The sequence below is a fragment of the Synechococcus sp. Lug-A genome (genome assembly GCF_024345655.1).
In the GTDB taxonomy this organism is placed as follows: Bacteria; Cyanobacteriota; Cyanobacteriia; order PCC-6307; family Cyanobiaceae; genus MW101C3.
Map to the genome: position 1 here is coordinate 90,165 of NZ_JAGQBN010000005.1, position 19,673 is coordinate 109,837.

Genomic DNA, 19,673 nt, shown 5'->3' on the forward strand with positions numbered 1-19,673 from the left:
GGTTTCATCGGACTGGCGGGCCGTGAGGAATCCCCCCCTCCCGCACCGGCAGGGCGAACGCCCGCACGCTCAGCGCCGACTGCCGCGGCATCTCGCCGCTGGTGAGGATCGGCCAGGCCACCAGCCGCTCCGACAACCAGGGCCGCTCGAGATCGAGGAAAGCGGTCACTGACTTGCTCATCAGCTGGTGGTGTTGAAGGAGGGTGATGGTGCCGGCAGTGGCGCGGGCTCAGGACTCAGGACTTGCGACTTCGGGATTGGGGATTCGGGATTGGGGAGTGGGGATTGAGGCTGGGAGGTTGTACGGGGGCGCAGCATCCCAGGCATCTTCCGGCGGAGACCCCTTCAACTCAGCGGCATAGCGACAGCACCCGAGCAGCAACATCGGCAGGCCACAGGCAGGGCCGAGTGCCAGCAGCAAAAGCTGATCAGTGCCAACGATTGCTCAGCCTGCGCAGTGACTCTGCAGCATCCATCAAGGAAGAGCCCAGAAAGCGCAACGGCTCAAATCCTCAGCGCCCGAGCCCCTTGCAAGCCTGAGAACCTCGCCGGCTCAGAAGAGCTCTGGCCAAGAAATGTAGCGGTATGATGCATTTCCTCCTCTCGCAGGATCTCCTTCGTCGGTCGCGGACTTTCCCCGCCCCGTTGTCGGGAATCGGGCGCGATCCCCACCACGGGCAAACCGCTCAGGCCATCAAGCCAAGCAGGCGTCCAGGCGATCAAGAACCCAGGCTCGAATGGGCCAAGCCACCCGGCCATCGGATGGCGGCAGAGGGCCAAGAATCCAGTGATTACCGTGGTTTTCGGCAAAGACCCAATCCCCTGTGCCAACTGCTACAGTCCGCCGGACAAATTCTCTGAGATCACCAAAAGCGCCACGTGACATTCCTCTCTGACTTCATTCCTCTCTTCCTGGAGCAGCTTCAGTCCCCGACCCTCGGATTCCTGATCGGCGGGATCATCGTGGCCGCGCTTGGCAGCGAGCTGGCCATTCCGGATTCGATCTACAAGTTCATCAGCTTCTTCCTGCTGATGAAAATCGGCCTGACGGGCGGCATCGCGATTCGGAACTCCAACCCCACGGAGATCTTTCTCCCGGCGCTCGCGGCCGTGGGGGTAGGCATCGCGATCGTGTTCATCGCCCGCTATACCCTGGGGAAACTGCCCGGCATCACCGTGCCTGACGCGGTGGCCACCGGCGGCCTGTTCGGCGCGGTGAGTGGCTCCACGCTGGCCGCAGTGTTGCCGCAGCTGGATTCCGCCAAGATCCCCTATGAGGCCTGGACGGCGGCGCTCTATCCCTTCATGGACATCCCGGCGCTGGTGACGGCGATCGTGGTGGCCAGCGTCTACCTCACCAAGAAGACCGGCAACACCGCCGAGAAAGTGGAGATCTGGCCGATCATCAAGGAAAGCATGCAGAGTTCGGCCGTCACGTCGCTGCTGCTGGGCGTGGCCCTCGGCATCCTCACCAAGCCCGAGCCCGTCTATGAGAGCTTCTTCAACCCCCTGTTCCGCGGCTTCCTGGCGGTGCTGATGATCATCATGGGAATGGAAGCGGCCCAGCGTATGAATGAGCTGCGCAAGGTGGCCCAGTGGTTTGCCATCTACGCCTTCTTTTCGCCCATCATTCACGGCTTCCTGGCCTTCGGTGTCGGCCTGATCATCCACAAGATCACCGGTTTCAGCATTGGTGGCGCGGTTGTGCTGGCGGTGATCGCCGCCTCCAGCTCGGACATCTCCGGCCCGCCCACCCTTCGCGCCGGCATCCCTTCGGCGAACCCCTCGGCCTACATCGGCGCTTCCACCGCCATCGGCACGCCCGTCGCGATCGCTATCTGCATCCCCCTGTTCATCGGAATTGCAGAGGTGCTCCTGGGTCGATAAAATCGCAGGCGATGATCATTTCCCGATCAACACCAACCAGAACATCTCCATTTTGAGGTCAAACCCATGAGTCAACAGGTCTGGAAGCTGGTGATCGTTGCAGAGGAAATCCTCTCCAAGAAACTCATCAAGCTCATCAAGGCGGCAGGTGCTACCGGTTACACCGTGAATGCAGCCGGTGGTGAAGGAAGCCGCAACGTGCGCTCCACGGGAGAGCCAAGCGTGTCGCACACCCTCTCCAACGTGAAGATCGAGGTGCTCACCGGCACCCGCGAGCTGGCCGACAAGATCACCAACGACATCGCTACAAAGTATTACGCCGACTACTCGATCATCACCTACATCTACCAAGTGGAAGCCCTGCGCGATCACAAGTTCTGATCCAGGAATGATGCGGCTGGCTGCCGTGGAATCCGTGTCAGTTCATCCTGTGCCAGTTCAGCGGCGCGATCGGCGAGGCCTTGCCCGTCAAGCCTCCGCATTCGGCACAGGCTTCCTGCTCACTCAAGAGCCCGTGGGATTCACGGGGGTTCTTGCCCCCTGATTCCTACGTCTCCCCAGGGTTGCTGAATCCCTGGTTTCACTCAATTGTGGGGGGATGCGTCAACGGCAGGCTCCCTGCATCAGCGAGGCCAGCACGCGTAGGTGCCAGGCCTCGCTTTTTCATGTGTTCGCCCAGACCCATGTCTCAGTTCAGCAAACTCCCGGCCGTTCTGGTTGGAACCTTGACGCTCTACCTGCTTGGTTATGCCTATGCCAGAGCTGTGGTCTTTCATGCCGTGGAGCGCTATTCAGGCGCTGAAGGCAAAGGCCCGTCGCGCCAGGACGTGATCGCCAAAAAAGATCAGCCGGCTGGAGAAGGGTGGGAGTATGCGCTGTTTCTGCCGGCGATCAAGCTGGAGGAAAGCCTGAGGACCGCCAGCCTGAACCGCTGACCGGCGCCGGTCCACGGTGAGGAAGGGCTACGCCGGTGGGCCGGGCTGCGGCCGTCTCTCCAGACTGGAACCATCGCCGCCGGCTGCGCCATGTGCTCCCACTGCTCCTGCGGCCAGCCGATGGCCAGCGTGGCGGCAGCCCCCGCACCGCGAACCCTGCTGCTGCGCCACAACCTGCTGGAGCGCAACGACAGCAACGCCGCGCGCAACCGCGAGCGCTTCGCGGCCGCCGGCCTGCTGGTGGTGAATGTGCTCTCGGCCCCCGGCGCAGGCAAAACAGCCCTGCTCGAAGCTGTCGCGCGCCAGTGGCGGCACGGCCCGGTGGGGGTGATCGTGGGCGATCTCGCCACCGACAACGACGCCCGCCGCCTGCAGGCCGCCGGCGCCCGCGCCGTGCAGATCCAGACGGGCGACCTGTGCCACCTGGAAGCGTCGCTGGTGGCGGGAGCCTTCGATCAGCTCGACTGCGGCGGCATGGAGCTGCTGCTGATCGAGAACGTGGGCAACCTGGTGTGCCCCACCGCCTTCGATCTGGGCGAACAGCTGCGGATCGCCGTGCTCTCGGTGACCGAAGGGGAAGACAAGCCGCTCAAATACCCGGCCCTGTTCCACTCCGCCGATGCGGTGGTGATCAACAAAACCGATCTCGCCGCGGCCGTGGGCTTCGATCGCGCCGCCGCTCTGGCCCACCTGGCAGCGGTGGCGCCCCACGCCCGCCTCTTCGAACTCTCGGCCCGCACCGGTGCCGGCCTCGAGGCGCTGCTGCACTGGCTGGAGCACCAGCGCCAGGGTGCAGTTCCGGCCTGCGCATGAGCGGCGCCCCCCGGCGGCGCCTGAGGCTCGACATTGAGGGGGTCGTGCAAGGCGTGGGCTTCCGGCCGTTCGTGCATCGGCTGGCGTCGCAGCAGCAACTGGCCGGCTGGGTCACCAACACCCCAGGCGGGGTGTCGATCGAAGTGGAGGGGAGGGCCGCCGCGCTGGAGGCCTTCCTGCAGGCGCTGCAGGCCCGCCGCCCGCCGCACAGCCGCATCGACCGCCTGGCGCGTCGCTGGTTGACGCCCCTGGCTGCGCCTGCGGGGGCGCCGAGAGAGGAGCAGCGCGAGAAGCTGGGGGAAGAGCCGGACGTATTCAGGATCCTGCCGGCAGCCCCCGCCAGCGGGCCGCACCCGGATTCCGCCTGTGGCTCCGACCCCACCAGCGCGCTCACGGGCCTGGTTCCGGCCGATCTCGCCCCCTGCGGCGCCTGCCGCGCCGAGCTGCGCGATCCACGCAACCGCCGCTACGGGTATGCCTTCAACAGCTGCGCCCATTGCGGGCCGCGCTACAGCCTGCTGCGCGCCCTGCCGTTCGAGCGGGCCCACACCACCCTGGCCGGATTTGAACTCTGCGCCGCCTGCCGCCATGAGTTTCACGATCCGGGCAACCGCCGCTTTCACGCCCAGACGATCGGCTGCCCCGCCTGCGGACCGCAGCTGAGCTGGCGGCAGCGGGACGCGGGCGGGATCGGCAACGACGGCGGGCCTGGCGCCGCCGCGCTGGCGGCAGCGGCGGCGGCGTTGCAGCGCGACCAGGTGGTGGCCCTGCAGGGGGTGGGGGGCTTTCAGCTGCTGGTGCGGGCTGCTTCAGCGGCGGCCGTCGCTGAGCTGCGGCGCCGCAAGGGGCGCCCAGAGCAACCCTTTGCCGTGCTGGTTCCCCACCTGGCCTGGGTGCGGCGTCACTGCCAGGTGTCGGCGGCGGAGGCGCGGCTGCTGGTGGGGCCGGCGGCACCGATCGTGGTGCTGCGGCGGCGCGCCGCCCCCCTCGCCGACGGAGTGGCCCCTCACACCCCCTGGCTGGGGGTGATGCTGCCGGCCTCGCCCCTGCACGCCCTGCTGCTGGAGGCGGTGGGGAAGCCGCTTGTATGCACGAGCGGCAACCGTTCGGGCGAACCGCTGGGCTTCAGCGAGGCGGATGGGCTGGACCTGCTCACGAACCTCGCCGACGGTCTGCTGAGCCACAACCGGCCGATCGCCAACCCCGTCGACGACGGCGTGGCCCAGGTGGTGGCCGGAGCAGTGATGGTGCTGCGCCAGGCACGCGGTACCGCGCCCACCGCCATCGCGCTGCCGGATCCCACGCCCCCGCCGGCGGCCGACGTGCTGCTGGCCATGGGCGGCCAGGTGAAGAGCGCCATCGCCATCGGCCAGGGCAGGCAGGCACTGTTGGGGCCCCATCTCGGCGACCTCGGCACGCTGGCCGGCGAACGGCGGCTGACCGGCAGCCTGCTCAGCTGGCTGGAACGCCAGCAGCTGCGCCCGTCGCGGCTCGCCGTCGACCTGCACCCCGGCTACAGCGCGCACCGCCTCGGCCGCGAGCTGGCGGAGTCCTGGGGCGGCCTGCCGGTGCTCGCCGTGCAGCACCATCACGCCCACCTGCTGGCCTGCCTGGCGGAGCACGGTCTACAGCTGCCGGCCACAGGGGTGGCCTGGGATGGCGCCGGCTTCGGCCCCGACGGTCTGCTCTGGGGCGGCGAGTGCCTGCGGCTGGAGCCCCCGCGGGCGGGCGCCGCGCTCGGCTTCACGCACCTGGCGCGGCTGCGGCCCTTCCCCCTGCCCGGCGGCGAACGGGCCCTGCGGGAACCGCGCCGCGCCGCACTCGGGCTGCTGGTCGCCGCCTTCGGGGCGGACAGCCAGGCCCACACCCCGCCAGCCACCCGGGCCGCCTTCGGCGACGGGGAGCAGCAACTGTTGGAGCGCCTCATGGAGACAGGCCTGAAGGCGCCGCTCTGCACGAGCATGGGCCGCCTGTTCGACGCCCTCGCCTCGCTGCTCGGCCTGGTGCAGCGCTGCAGCTTCGAAGGGCAGGGGGCACTGCGGCTGCAGGCGGCGGCCCAGGCCGCGCTGGACGCGCCGGAGTCGCAGGGCTGGCCGGCCTACCGCCTCCCCATCTGCGCCGCAGCACCTGCTGCCGCTGCCAGCGGCGTGGCCGCACCGTGGCTGCTCGACTGGCACCCCCTGCTGACAGCAGTGCTCGACGATCTGGCCCGCGGCCGCCCCGTGCCGTCGATCGCGCTGGCCTTTCACCGCGCCCTGGCGGCCCTGCTGGTGGAGCTGGCGCAGCGGTTGCAGCTGCACCGCCTGCTGCTGAGCGGCGGCTGCTTCCAGAACCGCCTGCTGTTGGAACTGGCCGTGACGGCGCTGGCGGCGGCCGGCGTTGAAGCGGTGTGGCCCCAGCGGGTGCCCTGCAACGACGGCGGCCTGGCCCTCGGCCAGCTGCTGGCGCTGGCCTGGTCGGCATGTGAGGAAGGCACAGAGCCGGGGGTTCAGGCGCCGCTTCTCGCCCTATAGAGGAGAGGCAGGCCCTGCGGAGGCCGCCGCTGGCGGCGGAGGAGCGTGATGTGTCTGGCTGTGCCGGGTGAGCTAATCCGGATCGAGCACCGCCGTCCGGCCGGCCTCGCGCCGGACGCTGGCGGCGACGGCGAAGACAACGACGACGACCCGCTCTGGCGGGTGGGGGTGGTGGAGTTCTCCGGCGTGCAGCGGGAGGTGAGCCTGGCCTGCGTGCCGGAGGCCCGCCCCGGCGATCTGCTGCTGGTGCACGTGGGTTTCGCGCTCAGCGTGATGGTGGAGTCATGAGCCCCTCCCGCGCCGATGGCCGCATCACCGTCGATGGCAATGAAGCGGTGGCGCGCGTGGCCTACCGGCTGAACGAGGTGATGGCGATCTACCCGATCACCCCGGCCACGCCGATGGGGGAATGGGCCGATGGCTGGGCCGCGGCCGGCCGCCCCAACCTCTGGGGCAGCGTGCCCACCGTGGTGGAGATGCAGAGCGAGGGGGGCGCCGCCGGGGTGCTGCATGGCGCCCTGCAGGCCGGAGCGCTCGCCACCACCTTCACGGCGTCGCAGGGGCTGCTGCTGATGCTGCCCAACCTCTACAAGATCGCCGGTGAACTCACCAGCACGGTGGTGCACGTGGCCGCCCGGGCCCTGGCGGGCCAGGCGCTCTCGATCTTCGGGGACCACAGCGACGTGATGGCCACCCGCGGCAGCGGCTGTGCCCTGCTCTGCTCGGCGTCGGTGCAGGAGGCCGGCGACTTCGCCGCCATCGCCACTCTGGCCAGCCTGAACGCCCGCCTGCCCTTCCTGCATTTCTTCGACGGCTTTCGCACCTCCCACGAGCTGCACACGGTGGCGCCGCTCTCTGACGCCACCCTCGCCGCCCTGATTCCGGCGGGGCTGATCGCCGCCCACCGGGCCCGGGGGCTGAGCCCTGACCACCCCGTGATCCGCGGCACCAGCCATAACCCGGACGTGGCCTTTCAGGCCCGGGAAGCGGCCAATCCCTTTCACGACGCCGCCCCGGCGCTGGTGCAGCAGGCGATGGACCGCTTCGCCGCGCTCACCGGGCGCGCCTACCGGCTGTTCGAGTACCACGGCGATCCGCTGGCGGAGCGGGTGCTGGTGCTGATGGGATCGGGTTGCGAGACGGCCCAGCTCACGGTCGATGCCCTCATCGCCAGCGGCGAGCGGGTGGGGGTGCTGAAGGTGCGGCTCTACCGGCCGTTCAGCGCCGAGCGGCTGGTGGCGGCGCTGCCGGCCAGCGTGCGCGCGATCGCCGTGCTGGATCGCTGCAAGGAACCGGGCGCCGGCGGCGACCCGCTCTACCTCGATGTGAGCGATGCGGTGCGGCGCTGCTGGGGGCGGACGGCCGCCACCGACGCCAGACCGCAGCCCCGGGTGGTGGGCGGGCGCTACGGCCTGGCCTCCAAGGAGTTCAACCCGGCGATGGTGAAGGCGGTGCTGGAGGCCCTGCGCGGCCACGCGGCGCCCCATTCCTTCAGCGTCGGCATCGAGGACGACCTCACCCACCGCTCCCTGCCGGTGGACACCAGCTTCCGCGCCGAAACGGAGGGGGAGTTCCAGGCCGTGATCTACGGGCTCGGCGCCGACGGCAGCGTGGGCGCCAGCAAGAACACGATCAAGATCATCGGCGCAGGCACGGACCTGCACGCCCAGGGCTACTTCGTCTACGACTCGAAGAAATCCGGTTCGGTCACGGAGTCGCACCTGCGCTTCGGGCCGCGGCCGATCCACGCCACCCACCTGGTGGGGCGGGCCGATCTGGTGGCTTGCCACCAGTGGGATTTCCTCAGCCGCTTCGACCTGCTGAGCACGGCGCGCCCCGGCGCCACCCTGCTGCTGAACAGCCCCTGGGAGGCCGGACAGATCTGGGAGCTGCTGCCGGCGGCGGTGCGCGCCCAGATCCGCGTCAGGCAGCTGCGCGTGTTCGCCATCCATGCGGCCGCAATCGCGCGCGACTTCGAGCTGGGCGGGCGCATCAACACCGTGATGCAGACCTGCTTCTTCTCGCTCGCCGGGGTGATGCCGCTGGAGCAGGCACTGGACGCGATCCGCGTCGCGATCCGCCACAGCTACGGCCACAAGGGAGATCCGGTGGTGCAGCGCAACCTGCAGGCCGTCGATGCCGCCCTGGCACGGCTGCTGCCGGTGCCGATTCCGGCGGAGGACCCAGCCGGCCCACCAGAGCCGGAGGCCGATCGCTTCGCCGCCGCCCCCACCTTCGTGCGCAGCGTGATCGTGCCCCAGCTGGCCCGCCAGGGCGACCGGCTGCCGGTGAGCGCCCTGCCCGCCGATGGCACCTACCCCTGCGGCACCGCCCGCTGGGAGAAGCGCAACATCGCCGACAGCGTGCCGGTCTGGGCGGAGCAGCTGTGCGTGCAGTGCGGCAAATGCGTGATGGTGTGCCCCCATGCCGTGATCCGCGCCAAGGTGGTGGAGCCAGCCGCGCTGGCGGCGGCACCACAGGGCTTCCTGAGCGCACCGGCCCGCGAACCGCACGGCAGCGCCAACCGCTTCACCCTGCAGGTGGCGGTTGAGGACTGCACTGGCTGCGCCCTCTGCGTAGAGGTCTGCCCGGCACGCGAGCGGGACACGCCCAGCCACAAGGCCATCAACATGGCGCCGCAGCGCCCCCTGCGCGAGCAGGCCCGCGGCGCCTGGGAGTTCTTCCTGCAGCTACCCGACACCGAGCGCAGCCAGCTGAACCTGCGCCACATCGGCCAGCAGCAGCTGCAGGAGCCGCTGTTCGAGTTTTCCGGCGCCTGCGCCGGCTGCGGCGAAACCCCTTACATCAAGCTCGCCACCCAGCTGTTCGGCGACCGGATGGTGGTGGCGAACGCCACCGGCTGCTCGTCGATCTACGGCGGCAACCTGCCCACCACCCCCTGGAGCTGCAACGGCGAGGGCCGCGGGCCGGCCTGGTCCAACTCCCTGTTCGAAGACAACGCCGAGTTCGGGCTGGGCTTCCGCGTCGCCTACGACCAGCGGCACACCACCGCCGTGCGCCTGCTGCGTCGCCTGGCCGAACCCGGCGACGGGGGCAGCGAGGCGCCGGTGCCGCCGGAGCTGGCGCAGGCGCTGATCCAGGCGGATCAGAGCGGGGAAGCGGGGATCTTCGAGCAGCGGCAGCGGGTTGTGGAGCTGCGCCGGCGGCTGGGGCAGGTGCAGCAGGCGCCGGAGCGGCAGGCGGAGATCAAGGTGCTGCTCGCCCTCGCCGACGATCTGACCAAGCGCAGCGTGTGGATGATCGGCGGCGACGGCTGGGCCTACGACATCGACGCGGGCGGCATCGACCAGGTGCTCGCCAGCGGCCAGGACGTGAACCTGCTGGTGCTCGACACCGAGCTCTACTCCAACACCGGCGGGCAGATGTCGAAGGCCACCCCGATCGGTGCCGTCGCCAAGTTCGCCAGTGGCGGCAAGCGCACCGCCAAGAAGGATCTGGGCCTGATGGCGATGAGCTATGGCAACGTCTACGTGGCCAGCGTGGCGATGGGCGCCCGCGACGAGCACACCCTGCGGGCCTTCCTGGAGGCCGAGGCGTTTGCGGGGCCTTCGCTGATCCTGGCCTACTCCCACTGCATCGCCCACGGCATCGACATGGCCAAGGGCATGAGCCAGCAACGGCAGGCGGTGGAGTCGGGCCGCTGGCTGCTCTACCGCCACGACCCGCGCCGCAGCGCTGCGGGCCTGAACCCCCTGGTGCTCGATTGCCGCACCCCCTCGCTGCCGGTGGCTGAAGCGATGGCCCGCGAGAACCGCTTTCGCAGCCTCAGCGACAGCGATCCGGAGCAGGCAGAGCGCCTGGCGCTGCTGGCCCAGCAGCAGGTGGACGCCCGCTGGGAGCACTACCGCCAGCTGGCCGCCCTGCCGGCGCCCGGGGCCGGGTGAACCCACTCGCCCCCTACCGCCGGCCGGAGGCGGTGCAGCAGCTGGTGGGGCAGTTGCAGCAGGCCATCAGCCGCCCCTGGACTCTGATGGAGGTCTGCGGCGGGCAGACCCACGCGCTGCTGCGCCATGGCCTCGACCGGCTGCTGCCCGAGGGGTTGGAGCTGATCCACGGCCCCGGCTGCCCGGTGTGCGTCACCCCGGCAGCCACGATCGATCGCGCCCTGGAGCTGGCAGCCCGCCCGGGGGTGATCCTCTGCTCCTACGGGGACATGCTGCGGGTACCCGGTTCCGATGGCCGCAGCCTGCTGGATCTGCGGGCGGCGGGGGCCTGCGTCCGGGTCGTCACCTCGCCCCTCGATGCGCTGGCGATCGCCCGTGAACGCCCGGGGCAGCAGGTGGTGTTCTTCGCGGTGGGCTTTGAAACCACCGCACCGGCCACGGCGCTGCTGGCCCATCAGGCCTGGTGCTGTGGCAGCAGCAACCTGGCGCTGCTGGTGGGCCACGTGCGGATTGCTCCGGCGATGGAGGCCCTGCTGGCCTCCCCGCACAACCGCGTGCAGGGCTTCCTGGCCGCCGGCCATGTCTGCGCGGTGATGGGCAGCGAGGAGCTGGAGCCGCTCAGCGCACGCTTCCACGTTCCGGTGGTGGTCACGGGCTTCGAGCCGGTGGATCTGCTGGAGGGGCTGCTGCGCTGCGTGCGTCAGCTGGAGCGGGGCGAGGGCCGGGTGGAGAACGCCTATGGCCGTGCCTGCCGCCCGCAGGGCAACGCGTCAGCCCGGGCCCTGATCGCCCGGGTGTTCGAGCCGGTGGATCAGTTGTGGCGCGGCCTCGGGGTGTTTCCCGCCAGCGGCCTGCGGCTGCGCCCCCCCTACGCCGCCCTCGACGCCGCCCGGCTGCCCGACCAGGCCACCGAGCATCGGCGTGGGCCCGAGGCCGCCGCAGCCTGCATCAGCGGCCTGGTGCTGCAGGGCCTGGCCCGGCCCACCGCCTGCCCGGCTTTCGGTCGGACCTGCACGCCGGAGCATCCGCTCGGAGCGCCGATGGTGTCATCGGAAGGGGCCTGCGCCGCCTATTGGCACCACGGCGATCGGGCGGAAAGCTCGGCAGCAGCCAGGCCCCTGGCCCGTGCGGCGGAGGCCAGCAGCCTGTCCGACAAGGCGGAGCCCTGACCCATGGCCAGCGCCAGCCCCGGCGACAGCGAGGCCATCGAGCGGGTGCAGCTGGGTCATGGCGGCGGCGGCAGCCTCAGCCAGCAGCTGATCGCCGAGCTGCTGGTGCCGGCCTTCGGGCCGGGCGATGGGGTGTTGCATGACGCGGCCACGTTCCAGGCCGGCCCGGGTCCGCTGGCCTTCAGCACCGATGCCTACGTGGTGCGGCCGCTGATCTTCCCCGGCGGCGACATCGGCCGGCTGGCGGTGATCGGCACCGTGAACGATCTGGCCATGGTGGGGGCCCGGCCGCTGGCGCTCAGCCTGGCCCTGATCCTGGAGGAAGGCCTGGCGATGGGCACGCTGCGGCAGGTGGTCGCCTCGATCCGCACGGCCGCCGCCGCCTGCGGTGTGCCGGTGCTGACCGGCGACACCAAGGTGGTGGAACGGGGCAAGGGCGACGGCCTGTACATCACCACCAGCGGTGTGGGCAGCCTGGGGCCGGGTCCGGCCATCGGCCCACCGGCGGTGCGGCCGGGCGACGCCATCCTGGTGAGCGGCGATCTGGGACGCCATGGGGTGGCGATCCTGGCGGCACGCCACGAACTGGGCTTCCGCACGGAGCTCTGCAGCGACCTGGCCTCGCTGCTGCCATCAGTGCAGGCGCTGCTGGGGCTGGGGCTGAAGGTGCACGCCCTGCGGGATCTCACCCGCGGTGGGCTGGCCAGCGCCCTGTTTGAGATCGCCCGCGACACCGGCCTTCTCCTGCAGATCGAGGAGGAGGCGGTGCCGATCGCGCCGGCGGTGGCGAGCGCCTGCGAGCTGCTGGGCCTGGATCCGCTGGCGATGGCCAACGAAGGGCGGTTGGTGCTGTTCCTGCCCGCCGCTGAGGCGGCGCAGGCCCTGGCCGTGCTGCAGGGCTTCCAGCCCGAGGCCGCGATCATCGGCGCGGTGGCTGACGCCGGGATGCCTGGAGACAGCGAGTCCGGGGCCGGCAACCGCCTGTTGCCCGCCATCGCCAGGGGGGCAGTGCTGCTGCGGAACGCCTATGGCGTGCAGCGGCGCCTGACACTGGGCCGGGGCGAGCAGTTGCCGCGCATCTGCTGAGCGCCAGGCAAGGGGCGCGGGCCTGGGGGCGGCGCTGGGTTTCAACCCTTGCGTTCTGCCCTTCCCGGAAAACCGGCTGCGGCTCAGGGCCAGTAGCCGTCGCCGAAGCCATCGCCCATGCCACCGTCGCCCGCCGGGTCGAACTCAGGCCAGCCCGGATCGCCGCCGTCAAGCAGACCGAAGCGGGCGGCTTCGTCATCCATCAAGGTGTTGCCCTCCGGCCGGGTGTCGCAGGTGACGCTGCCGTCGCTGCCGGTCACGCAGTCGTCGAAGCGCACATCAGCCCGGACCGCGGCGGGCAGGAGCAGGCCGGCGCCCAGACCCAGCAGCAGCGCCGTCCGGACCAGGCGGCGGGTAGCAGCCATCACAACGGCCTGCGACCGCCGCGTGGCAGGGCGGCTGGAATGATGGATCAACGTTCGTCCTGCAGCGATGTATACCGATTGGACCGCCGTCATCCTGCTCCTGCTCACCGCAGCGCCGTTGGCCGTTGTGGTGGCCACTGCCGCTTTCTTCATCTGGCGCCAGAAGACAGCGGGTCGGCGTTGAGCGCCCGGGCATCCTGACGGCGCAGCCTGTGCTCCAGCGAGGGCTCGACGCTGAACTGGGGCAGTCGGCCCTGGCCGAGGCAGTCCAGGCAGGTGCGGAATTTCTGGTCGCTGAGGCGCAGCACGCCGCTGCCGCCGCAACGCGGGCATCGCTGCGCCTCCGTCTCTCGCCGCGCTGACGGCAGTACCCCCTGTGGCAGGCCCGCCTGTGTGGGTTCGCCCATCAATCCCCGTTTTGGTGTTGATTTCAGTGTGGTCGGCCAGACCCCCCGGATTGACGCCACTTCCTTAAGCCTTCCCGCATAAACGCCGTTTCAACGCCGCGTTGCTCAGGTTCTGCAGCAACTCCGCGGCACTCAGGCGGCTTCCCGCCGGCACCAGGCCCAGGCTGGCGGCCAGCAGGCCGATCACCGCCGCCGCATCGAGCCCCTGCGCGCGCAGCCCCGCCACCCCTTCCGCTCCCGACCGCTTGGCCAGCCGTTCGCCGCGGTCATCGCGCCACAGCGGCACATGCCAGTAGGTCGGTGGCGTGGCACCCAGGCACTGCATCACGGCCACCTGCGGCGCCGTCGCGGCCCAGAGGTCTTCGCCGCGCACCACCGTGGTGATGCCCAGCGCCAGCTCATCGACGGCGGTGGCCAGGTGATACGCCAGGAAGCCATCCGCGCGGCGCAGCACCACATCCCCCACCTGGCGCGCCGCCTCCAGCCGGCCGGGAGCGGCGATCGCCTCCGGCCAACAGAGCGGAGCGTCCTGAAGACGCAGGCGCCAGCTGGGCAGGCGGCCGTTCTCCACGCCCCAGCCGTGGGCGCGCGTGCGGCAGAAGCCCGGATACACCGACACCGCCCCCTGCGGCGCAGATACATCCGCCAGCAAGCGGCGGCTGCAGCGGCAGGGATAGAGCAGGCCCCGGCGGCGCAGTGCGGAGAGCACCGTGGCGTAGAGGCCGGTGCGCTCGCTCTGGCGCACCGGCGGGCCATCCCAGTGAAGGCCCAGCCAGCGGAGGTCGGCCAGGATCGCCTCTTCGGCACCGGCGCGGTTGCGCGGGGTGTCGAGATCATCGATGCGGAGCAGGAGCTCACCCCCCTGAAGCCGGGCTTCCAGCCAGGCCACGAGGGCGGTGCGCAGATTGCCGCGGTGCAGGGGGCCCGTGGGAGACGGAGCGAAGCGCCCGCGGTGGTGGCGGCTTCGCTGTTGCTCTCCCGTTGCGATCAGCCCCTGAAGGTGTGAGGGCAGACCGGTGGAGGCGGGAGGAATCAGCCCTGAACCTGATCCTTGAACTGCTTGCCGGCCGTGAAGGCGGGCACGCGCTTGGCGGGGATGGCGATTTTCTCACCGGTCTTGGGGTTCAGACCCTGACGGGCGGAACGCTCACGGGCTTCAAAGGAACCGAAGCCGAGGATGGATACCTTCTTGCCTTCGACCACCGAATCAATGATGGTTTCGATGGCGGCGTCGACGACCTTCGACACTTCGGTCTTGGTGAGCTCGGTGCGAGCCGCAACGAGGTTGACGAGGTCAGCTTTGTTCATTGGGCGGGAATCTGGGGGCAGAAATCTGGAGAGGGGCGGGAGTGGGGCGGAGCGGAAGAAGCCGTTCCCGCCATGCGGTGAAAACGAACCGACCACGGAGACCAACCAACGGCTGGACGCTCGGCCGGATCACCTGGCGGGCTAATCGTATGGGGGAAGGGCGACCTGGGCAACCGAAACCGCTTGCTTGGCCAAGGTTTTTCCCGATTTTCCGCCCCTGATCACCCCTCATTGTGCCGCTTGAGCGGTGCCGGGCACCAACTTCTCGCCGCGCAGGGCACCCAGGCCGGCACCGGTGGCGATCCAGCGGGGCGACCCCGCCGGCAACCAGTGCTGCAGGAGCTCCAGGCTGCGCTGCTGCCGCGGCCAGTGGAACGTGTGGGCGGTGCGCAGCGGCCCCAGGCGTCCGGGAGCGAGGGGCACCAGCAGCCGTCCGCAGAACAGCAGGTCGTGGGCTCCGGTGGCATGCAGCACGCAGGCCCCGGGCGAGGGGCCCGGGGTCCACAGCAGTCGCAGGTCGTCAGCCAGGTCGTGGGCGGCACCGAAGGGCCGCAGCTCCGGCAGCCCTGGCAGCAGGTAGGCCTCCTGCTCCTGCACCAGCACCGGCCAGCCGATCGCCTCCTGCAGGCGGCGGCAGCGGCCGTGGCCGGCGCGGCCGGTGAGCACGATCACACCCGGCGGCCCCGCCAGCGCGGCCAGGTTCGCCGCCGTCAGCGCCGGGCAGTCGATCAGCACGGGCGGGCGCTGCGGCAACGACAGCAGCCAGGCGGTGCCCCCCTGGGTGTCGCGGTTGGGGGGAAACACCCACAGCCCGGGCAGCACCTGCTGCGGCGGCCGCCCCTCCTCCAACGCCGCGGGCAAGAACGCCGACATCCGCACCAGAGGGGCAACACACGACTAGCTTGAACCGCAGCACTTCACAGCCCGTGTCCTCGACCCACCTGGGACACCCCTGGCCCCTCGGCGCCGCCGTCACTGTGCGAGGAGTGAACTTCTCAGTGGTGGCACCGCTGGCCACCCGGGTGGAGCTGCTGCTCTTCGCCGACGGCGACGCGCCCGAACCCTTCCGCATCATTCCGCTCGATGCCCGCCATCGCTCCGGCGATCACTGGCACGTGGAAGTGGTGGGGGTGGGCGTCGGCTGCTGCTACGGCTATCGCGTCTACGGGCCGCTGCAGCCGGGGGCACACGGCTTCAACCCCTCCAAGGTGCTGCTGGATCCCTGCGCGCGGGCGATCAGCGGCTGGTCGCGGTACCGCCGCGCCGATGCCACCGGCACCGCGCCCAACACCGCCTCCTGCCTGAAGGGGGTGGTCACGGAACGCGACCTGTTCGACTTCAACGCCGGGCCCCGCCCGCGCCACAGCTGGCAGCGCACCGTTGTGTACGAGCTGCACGTGGCCGGCTTCAGCCAGGGCGAGAGCAGCCCGGTGGCACCGGAGCGGCGCGGCAGCCTGCTGGGCCTGATCGACACCATCCCCTATCTCAAGAGCCTCGGGGTCACCACCCTGGAGCTGCTGCCGGTGATGGCCTTCGACCCGCAGGATGCCCCGCCCGGCCGCCACAACTACTGGGGCTACAGCCCGATCAGCTGGATGGCCCCCCATCACGGCTACCTGCTGGGCGACGACCCGCTGCAGGCCCGCAACCAGGTGCGGGCGCTGGTGATGGCCTGCCACCAGGCCGGCCTGGAGGTGGTGCTCGATGTGGTGCTGAACCACACCAGCGAAGGCAACCAGGATGGCCCCACGCTCAGCTGGCGCGGCTTCGCCGATCGCCTCTACTACCACCAGAACCCTGACGGTGACTACCTCGATGTGACCGGCTGCGGCAACACGGTGGCGGCCAACCGCCCGCTGGTGCGGCAGCTGATGATGGAAGCGCTGCGCTGCTGGGCGCTGGAACTCGGCATCGATGGCTTCCGCTTCGACCTGGGCATCGCCCTGTCACGCGGCGAGAACCTGGCGCCGCTCGACCAGCCGCCCCTGTTCGAGGAACTGGAGGCGGATCCGCGGTTGAGCGATCTGAAGATGGTGAGCGAGCCGTGGGATTGCGGCGGTCTCTACCGCCTCCACGATTTCCCGGCGCGGCGCATGGGCACCTGGAACGGACGCTTCCGCGACGACGTGCGCCGCTTCTGGAAGGGCGACGAGAGCTGCTGCTGGGCGATGGCCCAGCGCCTGTCCGGCAGCCCCGATCTCTACGGCGGCCGCCCGCCAGCGGTGGGGCGCAGCATCACCTTCATCACCGCCCACGACGGCTTCACCCTGGCGGATCTGGTCAGTTACAACGGCAAGCACAACCTCGCCAACGGCGAAGACAACCGCGACGGCGACAACCACAACAACAGCTGGAACCACGGCGTGGAGGGTCCCACCACCGACCACGGGGTGAACGATCTGCGCAACCGCCAGCTGCGCAACCTGCTCGCCACCCTGCTGCTGGCCCCGGGCGTGCCGATGCTGCTGATGGGGGATGAAGTGCGCCGCAGCCAGGGGGGCAACAACAACACCTGGTGCCAGAACAATCCACTCGGCTGGATGAACTGGCGCCCCGATGGCGAAGACCTCGGCCTCAGGCTCTTCCTGCAACGGCTGGTGCACCTGCGCACCCATCTGTTCAGCCTGCTGAACCCGGAAACCCCCTACGCCGAAGGGGCCCAGGGGGCCGGCGTGCCCGGCGATCACCTGTGGCGGGAGTGGCACGGCGTGGCGCTGCAGCAACCCGACTGGGCCAGCTGGTCGCACACGCTGGCCTGGAGCCTGAACGACCACGCCCACGGCCCCCTGCTCTGGTGCGGGATGAACGCCTACAGCAAGCCCATGCACTTCGAGCTGCCCACGGCGCCGGAAGGCTGGTTGCGGGTGATCGACACGGCCCTGCCGGCCGGTCAGGACATCCCCCATGAGCCCAGCCGCTGGATGCACGACGGCGCGCCGCTGGAGAGCCGCAGCCTGATGCTGATGCTCGCCCCCCACCTGCTCAACGGGAAGACGCTCTGAGTTGTGCGGCTGGCGGGTGCGCCAAGGGCGCTGGTTCGCCGCCGGCGATCACCAGGTCAGCCATCCCCACCCAGCCGGCAGCACCGCTGCTAGAACGACAACGATTCTCACTCCGATGGGGACTCTGCGGTACCCGCCGCGCCCCCGCCCTCGCCATGGCCTTCACCAGTGCCGTTCCAGCCGCCGATCGCCTGCCGGTGACCGTGCTCACCGGTTATCTCGGTGCCGGCAAAACCACCCTGCTGAACCGGATCCTCACCCACGAACACGGCCTCAAGGTGGCGGTGATCGTGAACGAATTCGGTGAGGTGGGCATTGACAATCAGCTCGTGATCGATGCCGACGAAGAGATCTTCGAGATGAACAATGGGTGCATCTGCTGCACCGTGCGTGGCGATCTGATCCGCATCATCGGCAATCTGATGAAACGGCGGGATCGTTTCGATCACCTGGTGATCGAAACCACCGGCCTGGCCGATCCCGCCCCTGTCATCCAGACCTTCTTCGTGGATGAAGACCTGCGGGATGAGCTGCGGCTGGATGCGGTGATCACCCTGGTGGATCTGGTGCACGTGCAGCAGCACTGGGAGGCGGAGGAGGTGCAGGAACAGCTGGCCTTCGCCGATGTGCTGCTGCTCAACAAGGCGGATCTGGTGGAGGAGGGCGAACGCCTGGCGATCGAGCAACGGGTGCGGGCGATCAACCCGATGGCGCGGCTGCTCACCACCCGCAACGCCGATGCCCCGATCGATCAGCTTCTCGGCGTGGGGGCGTTCGAGCTGGAGCGGGCCCTGAGCCTCGATCCCGGCTTCCTGGCCGAGGAGCATGCCCACGAGCACGACGACGCCGTGGGCTCGGTGGCGTTCGTGGAGGAGCGGCCGATGGATCTCGACAAGCTGGGCACCTGGCTGTCGGATCTGGTGGCCGAGCGGGGGCCGGATCTGTTCCGGATGAAGGGCATCATCCAGCTGGAAGGCAAGGATGAGCGCTATGTGTTCCAGGCGGTGCACATGCTGCTGGATGGCGATTTCGATCGCCCCTGGAAAGAAGGCGAGCGGCGCTGCACCGAATTCGTGATCATCGGCCGCGATCTCGATGCCGAGGGCCTGCGGGCGGGCTTCACCGCCTGCGTGGCCTGAGCGGTCTAGCGCCATGACCTCAACGCAGCCCCTGGTGCGGGAGCGGCTCAGCGGGGAGCTGCAGCAGGCGATCACGGCGCTGAGCTGGTCGGCGGATGGCGAGTTTCTGGCGATCGCCACGGCCGGCGGCGAACTGCTGCTGCTTGATTTCCGCGCCGGCTGCGAAGAGCTGCTGCAGGGCCTGAGTGACAACAGCCTCGATGCGATCGGCTTCAGCGCCGACGGGCAGTTCCTGATGGCGGTGGGCCAGGCCGGCGAGCTGTTGCTGTGGGAGCTGGGCGGCTCCGGGGTGCGACCGATCGCGTTCGCGCCGCAACCGCTCGGCGCCGGCTGGCTGGATGCGGCGGCCTGGCAGCCCAGGGGGCTGCTGCTGGCAGTGGCCGCCGGCCGCCGGGTACGGCTCTGGGATGGGGCGCTGCGCCAGTGGCACCCCGACAGCCTCGAGCTGCCCGGCACCGCCCAGTGCCTGGCCTGGAGCGCCGACGGCAGGCGGCTGGCGGCCAGCGGCCACGGCGAGCTGGCGCTGTGGCAACCGCTCGATCCGGCCGCACCGGCTCCCCGGCGCGCCCCTACCGAATCGGTGGGGCTGTCCCTGGCCTTCTCGCCGGTGGGCGAGCTGCTGGCCTGCGGCCAGATGGACCGCTCCCTGCTGCTCTGGCCCGAGGCAGGCGAGGGGCGGCCGTGGCAGTTCAGCGGCTTCCCGGCCAAGGTGCGCGCACTGGCCTGGGGCGATCAGCCCGGGAAGCTGGCACCTGCCCTGGCGGTGGCCGCCGCCGACCACGTGGTGCTGTGGGAGCAGCGCGACCGCAGCGAGCAGGGCTGGCAGCCCGAACCGCTGCTGTGGCATCAGCAACGCGTCACGGCCCTGGCCTTCGCGCCGGGCAGCCGCCTGCTGGCCAGTGCCTCCGCCGATGGCAGCGTGGGCCTCTGGGATGGCCGCGGCCGCCTGCTGCAGGCGCTGGAAGGGGAAGGCCAGGGCTTCCAGGCGCTGGCCTGGCGCCCCGACGGCCTGCACCTGGCGGCCGGCGGCGACCAAGGCCGCTGGTGGCTCTGGCCGGTGACCCTGCCCGACAGGCCACGTCACAGGCGCTCGGGCGGAACCGGGTTCGGTTGACCAGCGGCTTGCACGCCCACGAAGGTCTGG

The 19,673-nt window shown here is 70.2% G+C and carries 18 protein-coding genes; 12 read left to right on the forward strand and 6 right to left on the reverse strand.

The window, feature by feature from the left end:
- Window positions 1–4: 4 nt before the first annotated feature.
- On the reverse strand, window positions 5–181 hold the full coding sequence (locus KBY86_RS05400) for a hypothetical protein (protein WP_255140505.1): 177 nt from the start codon (window positions 179–181) through the stop codon (window positions 5–7).
- 698 nt (window positions 182–879) lie between these two features.
- On the opposite strand from KBY86_RS05400, the gene KBY86_RS05405 reads away from it, so the two are divergent.
- From KBY86_RS05405 to hypE, 9 genes are all read left to right on the forward strand, one after another.
- On the forward strand, window positions 880–1,887 hold the full coding sequence (locus tag KBY86_RS05405) for a sodium-dependent bicarbonate transport family permease (protein WP_255140506.1): 1,008 nt from the start codon (window positions 880–882) through the stop codon (window positions 1,885–1,887).
- A 66-nt stretch (window positions 1,888–1,953) separates the two neighbouring features.
- Window positions 1,954–2,268 (forward strand): P-II family nitrogen regulator, encoded by a 315-nt coding sequence (locus KBY86_RS05410; protein WP_255140507.1) that lies wholly within the window; start codon window positions 1,954–1,956, stop codon window positions 2,266–2,268.
- Window positions 2,269–2,612: 344 nt separating this feature from the next.
- Window positions 2,613–2,822, forward strand: coding sequence for a hypothetical protein (locus KBY86_RS05415; protein ID WP_255140508.1), 210 nt, complete (start codon window positions 2,613–2,615; stop codon window positions 2,820–2,822).
- 120 nt (window positions 2,823–2,942) lie between these two features.
- Window positions 2,943–3,635 (forward strand): hydrogenase nickel incorporation protein HypB, encoded by a 693-nt coding sequence (gene hypB, locus KBY86_RS05420; RefSeq protein WP_255140509.1) that lies wholly within the window; start codon window positions 2,943–2,945, stop codon window positions 3,633–3,635.
- Window positions 3,632–6,148, forward strand: coding sequence for a carbamoyltransferase HypF (hypF, locus tag KBY86_RS05425; RefSeq protein WP_255140510.1), 2,517 nt, complete (start codon window positions 3,632–3,634; stop codon window positions 6,146–6,148). The genes hypB and hypF overlap by 4 nt, the downstream gene beginning before the upstream one ends.
- Before the next feature lie 48 nt (window positions 6,149–6,196).
- Entirely contained in the window at window positions 6,197–6,436 is a 240-nt protein-coding gene (locus tag KBY86_RS05430; protein WP_255140511.1) for a HypC/HybG/HupF family hydrogenase formation chaperone, read from the forward strand.
- On the forward strand, window positions 6,433–10,053 hold the full coding sequence (nifJ, locus tag KBY86_RS05435) for a pyruvate:ferredoxin (flavodoxin) oxidoreductase (protein WP_255140512.1): 3,621 nt from the start codon (window positions 6,433–6,435) through the stop codon (window positions 10,051–10,053). The genes KBY86_RS05430 and nifJ overlap by 4 nt, the downstream gene beginning before the upstream one ends.
- The gene (hypD, locus tag KBY86_RS05440) at window positions 10,050–11,222 is read left to right on the forward strand and encodes a hydrogenase formation protein HypD (protein ID WP_255140513.1); all 1,173 of its coding nucleotides are present in this window, start codon (window positions 10,050–10,052) and stop codon (window positions 11,220–11,222) included. Before nifJ ends, hypD begins: the two co-directional genes overlap by 4 nt.
- Window positions 11,223–11,225: 3 nt before the next feature.
- On the forward strand, window positions 11,226–12,308 hold the full coding sequence (gene hypE, locus KBY86_RS05445) for a hydrogenase expression/formation protein HypE (RefSeq protein ID WP_255140514.1): 1,083 nt from the start codon (window positions 11,226–11,228) through the stop codon (window positions 12,306–12,308).
- Window positions 12,309–12,391: 83 nt separating this feature from the next.
- Here hypE and KBY86_RS05450 read toward each other — a convergent pair whose 3' ends face one another.
- The 5 genes from KBY86_RS05450 to KBY86_RS05470 form a co-directional block, all read right to left on the reverse strand.
- Window positions 12,392–12,673 carry a hypothetical protein gene (locus KBY86_RS05450; RefSeq protein WP_255140515.1) on the reverse strand — a complete coding sequence of 94 codons (282 nt, stop codon included), beginning with the start codon at window positions 12,671–12,673 and terminating at the stop codon, window positions 12,392–12,394.
- A 149-nt stretch (window positions 12,674–12,822) separates the two neighbouring features.
- Window positions 12,823–13,080 carry a hypothetical protein gene (locus KBY86_RS05455; protein ID WP_255140559.1) on the reverse strand — a complete coding sequence of 86 codons (258 nt, stop codon included), beginning with the start codon at window positions 13,078–13,080 and terminating at the stop codon, window positions 12,823–12,825.
- 64 nt (window positions 13,081–13,144) lie between these two features.
- Window positions 13,145–14,113 carry a tRNA glutamyl-Q(34) synthetase GluQRS gene (gluQRS, locus tag KBY86_RS05460; protein WP_399221177.1) on the reverse strand — a complete coding sequence of 323 codons (969 nt, stop codon included), beginning with the start codon at window positions 14,111–14,113 and terminating at the stop codon, window positions 13,145–13,147.
- Window positions 14,113–14,388: an HU family DNA-binding protein gene (locus KBY86_RS05465; protein ID WP_094510083.1), complete on the reverse strand. Its 276-nt coding sequence runs from the start codon at window positions 14,386–14,388 to the stop codon at window positions 14,113–14,115. The genes gluQRS and KBY86_RS05465 overlap by 1 nt, the downstream gene beginning before the upstream one ends.
- 228 nt (window positions 14,389–14,616) lie before the next feature.
- Complete coding sequence (locus tag KBY86_RS05470; RefSeq protein ID WP_255140516.1) at window positions 14,617–15,261, reverse strand: MBL fold metallo-hydrolase; 645 nt, start codon at window positions 15,259–15,261, stop codon at window positions 14,617–14,619.
- Window positions 15,262–15,314: 53 nt separating this feature from the next.
- On the opposite strand from KBY86_RS05470, the gene KBY86_RS05475 reads away from it, so the two are divergent.
- The 3 genes from KBY86_RS05475 (at window position 15,315) to KBY86_RS05485 (ending at window position 19,643) form a co-directional block, all read left to right on the forward strand.
- Window positions 15,315–17,390, forward strand: coding sequence for a glycogen-debranching protein (locus tag KBY86_RS05475; protein ID WP_255140517.1), 2,076 nt, complete (start codon window positions 15,315–15,317; stop codon window positions 17,388–17,390).
- Window positions 17,391–17,545: 155 nt separating this feature from the next.
- Window positions 17,546–18,529, forward strand: coding sequence for a GTP-binding protein (locus KBY86_RS05480; protein WP_255140518.1), 984 nt, complete (start codon window positions 17,546–17,548; stop codon window positions 18,527–18,529).
- A 13-nt stretch (window positions 18,530–18,542) separates the two neighbouring features.
- Window positions 18,543–19,643 (forward strand): WD40 repeat domain-containing protein, encoded by a 1,101-nt coding sequence (locus KBY86_RS05485; RefSeq protein ID WP_255140519.1) that lies wholly within the window; start codon window positions 18,543–18,545, stop codon window positions 19,641–19,643.
- Window positions 19,644–19,673: the final 30 nt, after the last annotated feature.